Annotated in this window: 11 protein-coding genes; 5 read left to right on the top strand and 6 right to left on the bottom strand. The window is 73.2% G+C overall.

Annotation, left to right across the window (positions count from 1 at the left end; translation table 11 throughout):
• Positions 1-21: 21 nt before the first annotated feature.
• The 4 genes from AB0K14_RS10075 to AB0K14_RS10060 form a co-directional block, all read right to left on the bottom strand.
• The gene (locus AB0K14_RS10075; RefSeq protein WP_360463737.1) at positions 22-1152 is read right to left on the bottom strand and encodes a transcription termination factor Rho, short form; all 1131 of its coding nucleotides are present in this window, start codon (positions 1150-1152) and stop codon (positions 22-24) included.
• A gap of 214 nt (positions 1153-1366) precedes the next feature.
• Entirely contained in the window at positions 1367-2173 is an 807-nt protein-coding gene (locus tag AB0K14_RS10070) for a hypothetical protein (protein WP_360463734.1), read from the bottom strand.
• A complete protein-coding gene (locus tag AB0K14_RS10065; protein ID WP_360463731.1) occupies positions 2170-2700 on the bottom strand; it encodes a SigE family RNA polymerase sigma factor in 531 nt (176 codons plus the stop codon). Before AB0K14_RS10065 ends, AB0K14_RS10070 begins: the two co-directional genes overlap by 4 nt.
• Before the next feature lie 39 nt (positions 2701-2739).
• Positions 2740-5460, bottom strand: coding sequence for an RICIN domain-containing protein (locus AB0K14_RS10060; RefSeq protein ID WP_360463729.1), 2721 nt, complete (start codon positions 5458-5460; stop codon positions 2740-2742).
• Between the two features lie 384 nt (positions 5461-5844).
• Between AB0K14_RS10060 and AB0K14_RS10055 the strand changes: the two genes are divergently transcribed.
• Entirely contained in the window at positions 5845-6969 is a 1125-nt protein-coding gene (locus AB0K14_RS10055; RefSeq protein ID WP_364337825.1) for a ricin-type beta-trefoil lectin domain protein, read from the top strand.
• An 80-nt stretch (positions 6970-7049) separates the two neighbouring features.
• Positions 7050-7475: an HNH endonuclease signature motif containing protein gene (locus AB0K14_RS10050; protein WP_360463723.1), complete on the top strand. Its 426-nt coding sequence runs from the start codon at positions 7050-7052 to the stop codon at positions 7473-7475.
• Positions 7476-7502: 27 nt separating this feature from the next.
• Here the strand turns inward: AB0K14_RS10050 and AB0K14_RS10045 are convergent, their stop codons facing one another.
• Together AB0K14_RS10045 and AB0K14_RS10040 are read right to left on the bottom strand one after the other, a co-directional pair.
• Entirely contained in the window at positions 7503-8732 is a 1230-nt protein-coding gene (locus AB0K14_RS10045; protein WP_360463720.1) for a PP2C family protein-serine/threonine phosphatase, read from the bottom strand.
• A 121-nt stretch (positions 8733-8853) separates the two neighbouring features.
• Entirely contained in the window at positions 8854-9759 is a 906-nt protein-coding gene (locus tag AB0K14_RS10040; RefSeq protein WP_360463718.1) for an oxidoreductase, read from the bottom strand.
• 95 nt (positions 9760-9854) lie between these two features.
• Between AB0K14_RS10040 and AB0K14_RS10035 the strand changes: the two genes are divergently transcribed.
• The 3 genes from AB0K14_RS10035 to AB0K14_RS10025 all read left to right on the top strand — a co-directional run bounded on the left by AB0K14_RS10035 (position 9855) and on the right by AB0K14_RS10025 (position 11688).
• A complete protein-coding gene (locus AB0K14_RS10035) occupies positions 9855-10493 on the top strand; it encodes a DNA-binding response regulator (protein ID WP_360463715.1) in 639 nt (212 codons plus the stop codon).
• Positions 10494-10643: 150 nt separating this feature from the next.
• Positions 10644-11402, top strand: a complete 759-nt coding sequence (locus AB0K14_RS10030; protein WP_360463751.1) for a GAF and ANTAR domain-containing protein — start codon at positions 10644-10646, stop codon at positions 11400-11402.
• Positions 11403-11445: 43 nt separating this feature from the next.
• Positions 11446-11688 carry a hypothetical protein gene (locus AB0K14_RS10025; RefSeq protein WP_360463712.1) on the top strand — a complete coding sequence of 81 codons (243 nt, stop codon included), beginning with the start codon at positions 11446-11448 and terminating at the stop codon, positions 11686-11688.
• The last annotated feature ends 53 nt before the right edge of the window (positions 11689-11741 follow it).

The following is an 11741-nucleotide window of genomic DNA, read 5'->3' as shown; positions in this document are numbered from 1 at the left end:
TGCGGGGGGTTCCACAATGGACTAACGCGGGTGGTGGCCGGCCACGAGGCGGGTGAGGAACTCGGCGTTGTCGCCGGTCTTGCGCAGGCCGTCGAGCAGCACGTCGATCGCATCCTCCTTGCCGGCGAGCGCCCGGCGCAGCACCCGGACGGCCGCGTGCTCGGCCCGGGTCAGCAGGAGGTCGTCGCGGCGGGTGCCGGACTGGTGCACGTCCACGGCGGGGAACACGCGTCGGGCGGCGCTCCTGCGGTCCAACCGCAGCTCGGCGTTGCCGGTTCCCTTGTACTCCTCGAAGAGCAGCGCGTCCCCCGCGGAGCCGGTGTCCACCAAGGCGGTGGCGATGATGGTCAGCGAACCACCGCCCTCGACGTTGCGGGCCGCACCGAGGAACCGCTTGGGCGCGATGAGGGACCCGGCGTCGACACCGCCGGACAGGGTCCGCCCGGACGCCGGTGCGGCGAGGTTGTAGGCGCGGCCGAGCCTGGTCGCGGAATCCAGCAGCACCACGACGTCGCGGCCCAGCTCCACCAGGCGCTTGGCCCGCTCGACGGCCAGTTCGGCGAGCGCGGTGTGGTCGCGCGGCGGGTGGTCGAACGTGGCGGCGACGACCTCGGCCGGCACCCCTCGGGCCAGGTCGGTGACCTCCTCCGGGCGTTCGCCGACCAGGACCAGCATCAGGTGGCACTCCGGGTGGTTCTTGGCCAGGCCGTGCGCGATCGCGCGCAGCACGGTGGTCTTGCCCGCCTTGGGCGGCGCGACGATCAACGCGCGCTGCCCCTTGCCGATGGGCATCAGCAGGTCGACCACCCGCGTGGTCAGCTCGTGCGGCTCGGTCTCCAGCCGCAGCCTGTCGTCCGGGTGGGTGGGCACGAGGTCGGCGAAGGACGGTCGGGCGGGGGAGTGGCGCGGGTGCGCGCCGTTGACGGCCTCGACCGTGACCAGTGGCGCGGCCTTGCCGTCGCGGGCCGCGGGCGCGACCCTGCCGTGGACCTCGTCGCCGCGCCGCAACCCGTGCTCGCGCACCAGTCGGGCCGCGACGGCGATGTCGTCCGGGTCCGGCAGGTAGCCGTCGGTGCGGAGCACGGCGCCCCGGTCCACGATGTCCAGGATGCCGGAAGCGAGCCGGGTTTCGTTGTGCTCGTTGTGGTTCAAGGGTTTCTCCCTGATCTCGGGAATGGTGCAGACGCGGCCGTGCCGCGGTGGGACCCGTCGACGCGCCGGGAAAGGCTGCGTGAGCCACGTCCGGCCGGTTCGGGATTTCGTGAGAACTGTCGTGGAGGGGACTGAGCGCCTACGTCCACGAGAACGAGATGCCACGCATCGTAGCCGTCGGATCGGACGACGCGCAACCGCGTTCGAGCACCGCTCACCCGGCGGGGGTGAAGTCACCTCGGACGGCGTGGGCGCCGTCGGCGGCCGTGGCCTCCGCGCGGTAACCGTCGGTGCGGGCGTCGCGGCTGCCGCCGGGGTGGTTGTACTGGGCGGCGAAGGCGTGGTGGCCGGCGGGCACGGTGCGGTCCGGCTTGAGGGTCCAGCGGTGGACCACCGCGCCGTCGACCTCCTGCACGGTGACGGTGAAGTCGTCGCCGGGGCCGGTCTGCCACTGGCCGGTGGTCAGCACGCCGCCGGTCTGCGTGATGCGCAGTTCCACGGTGAGCGCGGTGAGCGGATGGGTGGTGGTGAGGGTGAGCCTGCTCTCGGTCCAGTAGGCGTGGCTGTCCGGGTCGATCGAGCCCTCCGACGACAGCGGCCCGTCGGTGGACCGGTCGTCGTTGGGCGGAACCGGGTCCGGGTCGCCCGCCGTCGACCGGCCGGTGGTCGTCCGCTCCGGCTTGCCCTGTGCGGGCGGCGGGGCCGAGCCGTCGGTGGTGCGCGCGGGGGCCGTGGAGCCGGCGGTTGCGCCCAGGGACGTGACGACGGCACTGGTCGCGCTGTCCGGGTGCGCCGGTGCGGTCCGGACGATGCCGGTGACGACGAGGCCCGCGGTCGCCAGGATCCCGGCCGCGGCGACGCCGGCGAGCGCCACCTTCGGCCAGGACCGCGCGATGCCCGGCGCCCGGCGGCGGGGGGTGGCGCCGGCCACGCCGCGCTCCACGCGCGCCAGCACCCGACCGCGATCGGGCTGGTGCGCCTCGGCGGCCTCCCGCAGCTGCCTGCTGATCTCCTCGTTCACCGACTCCTCCTCCCCGCCACCACGTCCCCCGTCGCGCGCACGCCGAGGATCCGTTCCAGTTCGGCCAGCCCCTTCGAGGTCTGGCTCTTCACCGCGCCGACCGATATCCCCAGCGCCAGCGCGGTGTCCTTCTCCGACAGGTCGAAGGCGTGCCGGAGCACGACGCAGGCCCGCTTGCGGAACGGCAGCCGGTCCAGGGCCGCCCGCACGTCCACCACGGCGGCCACGTCCGGGTCCTGCGCCTGCTGCGGTCGATGTGACCAGAACAGTGCGATCCGACGGCGTTCCCGCGTCGCGCCGCGGATCCGTTCCCGCGCCAGGTTCGCGACCACGCCGCGGGCGTACGCCAGCGGGTGGTCGGCCCGGCGCAGCCGGTCCCAGCGCTGCCACAGGGCGATCAAGGCGTCGGCGGCCAGGTCGTCCGCGGCATCCGCCTCGCCGGTCAGCAGGTAGGACAGCCGGGACAACTCGGCGTAGTGCCGTTGGAAGAAGGCGTGGAACTCCGCCGACGTGTCATCAGGGAGCATCTCTGTCGGCTGCCCTCCTCCCACCCGCGTGCCCGGTGGTCAGGACGGTTCCCCGTACAGCACGCCGCGGCCGTTGGTGCCCACGTAGACCCGGCCGTACACCTCGGGGTCCCCGGTGATGACACCGCCGACGGCGCCGCCGAACTGGTTGCGGTCGTCGTTGACCCGCACCCAGGTGGCGCCGACGTCGGTGGAGCGGAAGATCCCGGTGACGCCGTTCACCGTGCCGATGAGGTAGAGCGCGTGGTAGCGGGCACCGGGGGCGGCCTTGCCGAAGCCGACGGCGGTGGCTCCCCGCACGGCGCCCAGCTCCTGGAAGCTCGTCCCGCCGTCGGTGGAGCGCGAGAGCCCGCCGCCGTCGGCGATCCACAGGTCGCCGGCGTTGCCGGGAGCAGCCTTCAGACGTCCCCCGGTGAGACCGGCGGCACGGCCGGTGAAGCTCCGGCCGCCGTCGGTGCTGGCGAACAGGGTGCCGCCGCTGAGCGCGTAGAAGGTGCCCGCCGCGGCGCGGTCGGCCACCACCGCCGTGCCCGCGGGCAGGCCGGAGGACGCCGTCCAGGTCCTGCCCCGGTCCGCGGAGACGTGGGGCACCTGCCCCGACGCGGTCCACACCACGGTGCCGCCGTCCGCCGAGATCGCCACGGTGCCGCCGCCCGCGCCGCTCACCGGAGCACCCGCGAACGGCGTCCAGGTGGCACCGCCGTCGGTGGAGAGGGCACCGCGCTCCTCGCCGCCGTAGCCGACCCGCACCACGACGTTCGGCTCGGCCTGCGCGAAGTCGATGCCGGTGGTGTTGCTGAAGCGCGGCCCGGACGAGGCCGCGGCCGCCACCCGCTCCACGTCGTCGTGGCGGAACCCGCCGATGTCGCCCAGGGCGCTGACCAGCTTGCCGCCGGGCGGCACGACCAGGCCGAGGACCGCGGTCTCCTCCAGTCCCCGCACGGGGACCGTCCAGTGCGTGTCGCCACCGCTGTCCGCCGCGGTGACGTCCCGGCTGGCCCACAGGCCCGCTCCGGTGCCGTACAGCACGTGCCCGGAGTCGAACGGGTCGATGGCCAGCGCGCCCATCCAGTGGCCGATGCCGGTGCCCACGTACGGCGCGGCGGAGGCGTCCCGGACGGACGTGGCCCCGAGGGCCTTCCAGGTGGCGCCGCCGTCGGTGGAGCGGTAGAGCTCGTCGGAAGGCCACCAGCGGTCGAGGGTGGTGACCATCACCGTGGACGGGCGCCGCGGGTCCACCGCCAGCCCGGCGTAGCCGAAGCCGGTGCCGGGGATCGGCGAGATGTCCTCCCACTCACCGCTGGACGGCGTGTGCTTCCACACCGAACCGGCCTTCACCCCGTTCGGGCCGGGTGCGTCGGTGTAGGTCACGTACAGCGAACCGTCACCGGACAGGACGCCGTGGTGCGGCAGCTGCCCGGTGGGTTGGCCGGGCACGGCCTGCCAGGTGCCGCCGCCGTCGGTGGAGCGGTACAGCGAAGTGGTCTTGTCGGCGACACCCACGTAGATCGTCCTGCTGCCGGCGGGCCCGAAGGTCACGAAGGACAGGCCCACCCCGCTGCTGGCGCCGTCCTTGACGGGGAAACCGGCGACCTGGCTCCACGTCACGCCGTGGTCGGTGCTGCGCCACAGCCCGTTCTTGCGGGTGCCCAGGTAGAGGGTGCGGTGGTCGGCGGGGTCGATCGCGAGCCGCTCGCCCATGGACCGGCCGTCCTCGTTGCCGCCCAGTTTGAACGGCAGGTCGGTGCGCTCGAACGTCCTGCCCTGGTCGGTGGAGCGCAGGATCGCGCCGTTGCCCGCCCAGTCGTTGGTGTAGGTGCCGGTCGCGAGGTACACCCGCTCCGGGTCGACCGGGTCGGTCGCCACGCTCTCGATGCCCAGCATGTTCCAGTCCGGGACCCAGTCGGTCAGCGGCACCCACTGGCCGGCCTTGCCGTCCCAGCGGTACGCGCCGCCCATGTCGGTACGTGCGTACAGCAGGTCCTTGCGGGCGGTGTTGAAGACGAAGCCGGTGACGAAGCCGCCACCCGCGATCCGGACGTTGCGCCAGGTGTAACCACCCGTGCCGGTCGCCGGCTCGGACGGCGTGGACGGGGCGGTGGACGTGCTGTGGGTCGGCTTGGGCGCGCCGGTGGCCATCGCGGGGCGAGACGGCGTGGCGACGGTCCTCGCCCTGGCCGGCCGCCAACGCTGGTCGGCGCCGCCCCGGTCGGCGGAGTGGACGACCGCTCGGCCGTCGGAGCCGTCGTTCGCGCCCAGGACCATGCCGCTGCCGCGCGACACGATCTTCACCGCGCCGTCGCCGACATCGGTCAGCTTCCACTGCTGGGTGACGGCGCCGGTGTCCGACTGCTGCTCGACGTTGGCCTGCGCCGTCGAACCGCTCCGCACCCCCAGGACCTTCCCGCTGTTGTGGTTGACCAGTTGGTAGTAGCCGCCTTCCACCGGCCGCAACCGCCACTGCTGGCTCGCGGAGTCGGCGGCGAGCTGCTCCTGCTGGATCCGGGCGCCGTCCGCGTCGTCCGCCCCGGCCACGTCCAGCGCGTTGCCGTTGTGCACGGAGACGAACTGGTAGTAGGCGGCCGCGTCGACCGCCACCGCCTCCGGGTCGTCCCGCATGAACAGCAGGTAGGGACCGACGAACGCCACCACGCCCAGCGCCACGGCGATCGCCGTCCAGCGCCCGCGGCGTCGTCCGCGCGGCACGGCGCCACCGCTGCGGCGCACGCGCCGGCCGCCGGCGGACTCGGTCTCACTCATAGCAGCACTCCTCGACTCGGACCTGCCCCCCAGTTGCCGCCGCTCGGCGAAAGGTTGCCGCCAGGTCGAAGATTTCGTTCGGACCCCGTCGCTGCGCCGTGTGGACTCGGCAGGGGGCACGAGCGGCCACTGTGGACGCTGCCGGGCACCGGTGCGCACCAGCCTGCCGGGTGGCGGATGTGAACGTTAACGTCCGGGCTGCGCGGCTGCAAGACGGGTCGTGCGTATCGAGACGATGAAACGTGTCAAACGTGGTTCGGGTCGAAATTGGTGTCATCGCGTCAATGTGCGGCATCGCCACCGGTGCGGCAATGACCGTCTCACGTGGACCGATTTCTTGACATCCACGTCATCGGGGACCCCAAATGTTAGCGCTAACGCACCATGCTCGCGTCGACCAGGGAGAACATGATGCAGATAAGGTCACGGCGGCTCATCGCCTGCGCCGCCGCGCTGATCGCCGCCGCGCTGCTGCCCACCGCACCGGCGGCCGCGGAATCCAACGGTGGCACACGGGTCATGCCGCTGGGCGACTCGATCACCGAGGGGACGCAGGTGCCCGGCGGCTACCGCATCGGGCTGTGGCAGCGGTTCGGCGGCGGCAACCACCGCGTGGACCTCGTCGGCGGGGAGTTCAACGGCCCGGCGTCGTTGGGGGACCACGACCACGAGGGACACCCCGGCTGGCGCATCGACCAGGTCGACGCGAACGTCGTGACCTGGCTGCGCAACACCGACCCGCGCACCGTGCTGCTGCACATCGGCACCAACGACGTGATCCAGGAACACGACCTGGCCAACGCGCCCGCACGCCTGTCGGCCCTCGTCGACCGCATCACCGCGACCGCGCCGGGCGCCGACGTGTTCGTCGCGACGATCATCCCGATGGGTGGCGAGGCGCGGGAGTCCGCCGCCCGCGCGTACAACGCCACGATCCCCGCGATGGTGCGGAACAAGGCCGACGCGGGCAAGCGCGTGCACCTGGTCGACATGCACGCCGCGCTCACCACCGCCGACCTGATCGACGGGGTCCACCCGACCGCCACCGGCTACGACAAGATGGCCGCGACCTGGTACGCCGCGCTGCGCGCCGTGCCCGGCAGCATCGGCGATCCCACCACGCCCGCGGCCAGGCAGGTCGTCGGCGTGCACTCGGGTCGTTGCGCGGACGTCCCGGGGGCGACCACCACCAACGGCACGCAGGTCCAGCTGTGGGACTGCCACGGCGGGACCAACCAGAGCTGGACCCACACCGCCGACCGGCAACTGGTGGTCTACGGCGCGAAGTGCCTGGAGGCCTCCGGCTGGGGTTCGACCAACGGGACCCCGGTGGCGATCTGGGACTGCCACGGCGGCGTCAACCAGCAGTGGAACGTCAACGCCGACGGCACGATCACCAACGCGCTGTCCACCCTGTGCCTGGACGCCTCGGGCTGGGGTTCGACCAACGGCACCCGGCTGGTCCTGTGGTCCTGCACCGGCCAGGCCAACCAGCAGTGGAGGTCCTGACCGCGGCGGTCGGCGGTCGGGACCGGGCGGTGCGGTGGGTCTTGCCGTCCCGGAGGTGCGACGGGGCGTAGGGTCCGCGCATGGCCGTGGGTGGCAGCAGGCGGGCACGTGCCGCGCGCAAGCGGAAGCGCCGGATGGAGCGCGTGGAGAACGACCTCACCGTGGCGGAGTGGAGCGCGCTCAAGGCGGCGTGGGGCGGCTGCGCCTACTGCGGGGCGACCGGCACACCTCTCCAGAAGGACTGCGTGCAGGCGCTGTCGCGCGGAGGGCGGTACACGCTCGACAACATCGTGCCCGCGTGCGGGTCGTGCAATGCGAGCAAGTGCAACGACGAGGTCACCGGCTGGCTGCGGCGCAAGCGGCTGGACGAGGGTGCGTTCCTGCTCCGCCACGTGCAGGTCAACGCCGAGCTGGCGCTGCGGTTCGGGAGCCAGGTCGTCGAGAGCCAGGTCGTCGGGAGCCAGGTCGTCGGGGCTAGCCCCGCGCACGACGAGGCGCGGGGCTAGCCCGCACCGGACCGGGCGGGCGTCGACTCAGCGCGAGCCGGTGTCGAGGGCGGGCGAGGCGGTGTCCGTGTCGGCGCCGTTGTCGGCCCGGCGCTCGGTGCGGCCGGTTCCGCGCCAGTCCAGGCAGAGCACGGTGGCGTCGTCCTGGAGGTGGTCGCGGCAGGCCTGCCGCACGGCCCTGGTCGCCGCCCGCACCACCTCCCTGGCGTGCAGCCCGTCGGTGCGGCGGAGCAGCGCGGGCAGGTCCGCGCCGGCGGCGTCGCGTTCGAACATGCCGTCGGTGAGCAGCAGCAGCCGGTCACCGGGTTCCAGGTCCAACCGCTGCACCCGGTACGAGTACGGGGTGACGCCGAAGAGCAGGTCGATCTCCAGCTCGATCGGCTCCACCACCCCGTCGCGCAGCAGCAGCGGCGCGGGGTGACCGGCGTTGACCAGCTCGACCACTCCCTCGCTCAGGTCCACGCGCAGCAGCAGCCCGGTCGCCAGGGATCCCCCGCCGTGGTCGAGCAGCGCCTGGTTGGCCTGCCGCGCCTGCTCGGCCAGGTCCCCGCTGGCCCGGCGTGCCCTGCGCAGCGCACCGACCAGCAGGGTCGCGGTGAGCGCCGAGGCGACGTCGTGACCGACGGCATCGGTCATCGACAGGTGCAGGGTGTCGCGGTCCAGGGTGTAGTCGTAGGTGTCCCCGCCGATGTCGTGGGCCGGCACCAGGGCGCCGGCGACGGTGAACTGGGCGGCTTCGCAGCAGGACGCCGTGGGCAGCAGCTGGTGCTGGATCTCCGCGGCCAGGCTCATCGTCGTGGTGCGCCGGCCGGTGTGGTAGAGGTCGGTGAAGCGGCGGTCGGTGACTATGACGTAGGCCAGCGCGTGGGCGGCCTCGGACAGCTGCGCCAGCATCTCCTCGTCCAGGGAGGGCACGGTCACCTCCAGCACGCCGAGGCAGTCGCCGCGGTTGGTCACCGGCAGCACCACGCGCACCCCGTCGCCGTCCCGCACCTGCCACGGCCGCTGGGTGCGCAGCACCTCTTCGTAGGCGCTGTCGCGCAGGTCGACGCCCTCCGCACCGTCCCCGCCGACGTCCAGCGTGGTCGAGGCCAGCCGCACCAGCCGTTCGTCGACGAGGTCGACCAGCAGGAACGACACGTCGAACGCCTCGAACCGCTTCGCCAGGTCGCGCGCGACGACCTCGACGGACTCCACCGGCGGCGCGCTCTCGGCCGCCGCCAGCACGTCACCCGGGCGCACCCCGTCACCGTTCACGGCACCTCCGGCCAGTCGGAGCCCACCCAACCACATGACTCACGTCATCAGGGCCTGCCGGTGGTGGAGTGGCGGTGGCCCGGATGGCAGGGGGTGGCGTCGGTTACGGGATCCGGTGGGCTCAAGCGATGGTACCCAGGCGGGACATGTCCTCATCGGTCAGCCGCAGCCCGGCCGCCGCCACGTTCTCCTCCAGGTGCGCCGGGTCGCCGGTGCCGGGGATGGCGAGGACGTTCGGGCCCTTGTGCAGCGTCCAGGCGAGGCGGACCTGGGCGGCGGTGGCGCCGTGCGCCTCCGCGACCTGCGCGATCACGTCCTTGCCGGTCTCGTCGGCCGGTCCGAACGGCGACGCGCCGGTGATGCCGGCGCCGATGGCGAAGAACGGGACGAACGCGACGCCGTTCGCCGCGCACAGCTCGACGAGCGCGTCGTCCTCGCGGCGCGTGACGAGTCCGTACTGGTTCTGGACGCACACCACCGGTGCGATCGCGAGGGCCTCCTCCAGGTGCTCGACGCCCACGTTCGAGATGCCGAGGTGCCGGATGAGGCCCTCCTGCCGGAGCTCGGCGAGCGCCTGGAAGCGGTCCGCTATCGAGCCCTCGCCCCGGTCGAGGTTCCGGCCGATGCGGAGGTTGACGACGTCGAGGTGGTCGACGCCGAGCTGGCGGATGTTCTCCTCGACCTGGCCGCGCAGTCCTGCCTTGTCGTCCGCGCGGACCCAGTCGCCGGACGGGCCGCGGCCGGGACCGACCTTGGTGGTGATGACCAGGTCGTCCGGGTACGGCGCGAGGGCGGTGTTGATCAGCTCGTTGGCGGAGCGCAGGGCGGAGAAGTAGAAGGCGGCGGTGTCGATGTGGTTGACACCCAGTTCGACGGCCCTGCGGAGGACCTGGACGGCCCGCGCGCGGTCGCCGGTGCCGCCGTCGGTGCCGCCCACCAGCCGCATGGCCCCGAAGCCGAGGCGGTTGACCGTCCGGTCGCCCAGTTCCCAGGTGCCGGCGGCGGTCGCGTCGATCGTTGTGCTCATGATCCCAGCTTGGGTTCCCCGGGTACCGACCGCCGGGGATGGCAACTTCCTGCCGACATCGGCGGCGGGGTTGCGCCGTGCGCACACTTGGTGGCATGAGCCTCGACCACGTGCCCGTCCTCCACGGCGACGAGGAGCTGTACCGGCGGACGGCCCACCTGTTCGCGACGGCGAGCGAGGTCACGTGCGCCGCGCGGGACCTGAACACGTGGGCGGCGACCCGGCCTCGCCGCGGTGACGACCGGTCGGTGCCGACGCCGAGGCTGCGCAAGTTGTACCGGCCGGAGGTGTTGCTGCACCCGTCGATGGCGCAGCACGTGCGCGCGGCCTCGGCGCGGGGCGCGGCGGTGCGGATCACGCGGGACGACATCAACGAGACGATCATCATCGACCGCCGCTTCGCGATCCTGGCGGGTGACGTGGTGGACGGCCGCCGGGGCTACGGCGTCGTGACGGAGCCGACGGTGGTGCAGAACGTGGCGTCCCTGTTCGACGCCGCCTGGCGCTCGGCGACCGACCTGGCGGTCTACGACGCCCAGCACACGGAGCTGTTCACGCTGGTGCCGCAGGTGCTGGAGCTGCTGGCGTCGGGTTGCAAGGACGAGACGGCGGCCCGCGCGCTCGGCCTCGGCGTGCGGACCTACCGGCGGCGGGTGGCGGAACTGATGACGGCGCTGGGCGCCGAGTCCCGCTTCCAGGCCGGCGCGAGAGCCCGCGACCTCGGCTTGATCTGACCCTGCTCCCCGATCACCTCGCCATCCGCCGCGGTGCAGGTGTGACGACGGTTCGAAGGGGGCACAGTCGTGGCGTGACCACGGTGTTCCGGCGCCGGCCGGACCGTGGGAGCACGATGGCGGTGGGGCCGACGGAGGAGGCGGGTGGCGATGGGCGGAGGGCAGCGGGGTGGCGTGGGTGACGAGGCCGCCGATGTGCTGGTCCGGCGGCTGGACGGGGTCACCGGTGCGTTGGAGCGGCTCTGCGAGGCGCTGGACCAGGAGGAGGACCTGTCGGTCATCCTCGACCGGATCTGCAGACAGGTGGCGCACGCCATCCCCGGCACCGAGATGGTGAGCGTGACGCTGTTGTCCGACGACGGTCCTGTCACCGGCGCGGCGACCCGGCCGCAGGCACGTGAGGTGGACGTCGAGCAGTACCGGGCGGGCGAAGGGCCGTGCCTGCAAGCCGCGCGGACCGGTGAGGTCGTGCACGCGACGACGGCCGAACTGCCGGAGCGGTGGCCGGTCTTCGCCGCGCGGGCCGCGGGGTTCGGCGTCGACGGTTACCTGTCGGCGCCGTTGTGCGTCGACGAGGACACCCCCGGCTCGCTCAACCTCTACAGCGGGGCGGCGGACGGCTTCCGCGCGCTCGACGCGGCCCTGCTGGAGCTGTACACCACCGCCGCCGAGGCGGCGTTGCGCAACGCCCGCCGCTACCTGCGCGCGCGTGAGCAGGCCGCTCACCTGCGCCGCGCGTCGACCTCACGGGCCGTCATCGAGCAGGCCAAGGGCATCGTGATGGCCGTGCACCGGGTGCGGGCCGACGAGGCGTTCGCGATGCTGGTCGACCGGTCCCAGCGCGAGAACGTCAAGCTCCGCGACTTCGCCGAGCGCTTTGTCGACGACGCCCTCACCGCCGACGGCTGACGCGACCTGGTGGTTTCCCGGCCGGGGGAGCACGCTGGGGTGCATGACATCCTCCGCACGCCAGATCCGAGCGGCACGGCGGATCGCCGGCTCGCTGGACCGCCGCGCGGCACTGCACGAGGCGATAGGCGCGGTCCGCGCGTGGGACGGCGGCACCCTGCGGCAGGCCGGCGCCCGGTTCCGCGCCTGCGGCGGCGAGACGCAGCGGGACGCCGAGGTGGCGCGGGTGGCGGCCGAGGTCGACGCCACGGCCGACCCGCGGGCCGATCCGGAGTGGGACGCCTAGTCAGTCGTCGGCCGTGAGCGGGACGACGCCGGAGTGGGGTGCCTGGTCGGTCG

The sequence above is a fragment of the Actinosynnema sp. NPDC050801 genome (assembly GCF_040673975.1).
GTDB lineage: Bacteria > Actinomycetota > Actinomycetes > Mycobacteriales > Pseudonocardiaceae > Actinosynnema.
Note: the sequence above shows the minus strand (reverse complement) of the source record. Positions and strands in the feature narration are given on the sequence as shown.

Coding starts and splice junctions, on each gene's coding strand:
- AB0K14_RS10065 (WP_360463731.1), bottom strand. CDS start 2,700: ATGCTCCCTGATGACACGTCGGCGGAGTTCCACGCCTTCTTCCAACGG.
- AB0K14_RS10060 (WP_360463729.1), bottom strand. CDS start 5,460: ATGAGTGAGACCGAGTCCGCCGGCGGCCGGCGCGTGCGCCGCAGCGGT.
- AB0K14_RS10055 (WP_364337825.1), top strand. CDS start 5,845: ATGCTCGCGTCGACCAGGGAGAACATGATGCAGATAAGGTCACGGCGG.
- AB0K14_RS10050 (WP_360463723.1), top strand. CDS start 7,050: ATGGCCGTGGGTGGCAGCAGGCGGGCACGTGCCGCGCGCAAGCGGAAG.
- AB0K14_RS10040 (WP_360463718.1), bottom strand. CDS start 9,759: ATGAGCACAACGATCGACGCGACCGCCGCCGGCACCTGGGAACTGGGC.
- AB0K14_RS10035 (WP_360463715.1), top strand. CDS start 9,855: ATGAGCCTCGACCACGTGCCCGTCCTCCACGGCGACGAGGAGCTGTAC.
- AB0K14_RS10030 (WP_360463751.1), top strand. CDS start 10,644: ATGGGCGGAGGGCAGCGGGGTGGCGTGGGTGACGAGGCCGCCGATGTG.
- AB0K14_RS10025 (WP_360463712.1), top strand. CDS start 11,446: ATGACATCCTCCGCACGCCAGATCCGAGCGGCACGGCGGATCGCCGGC.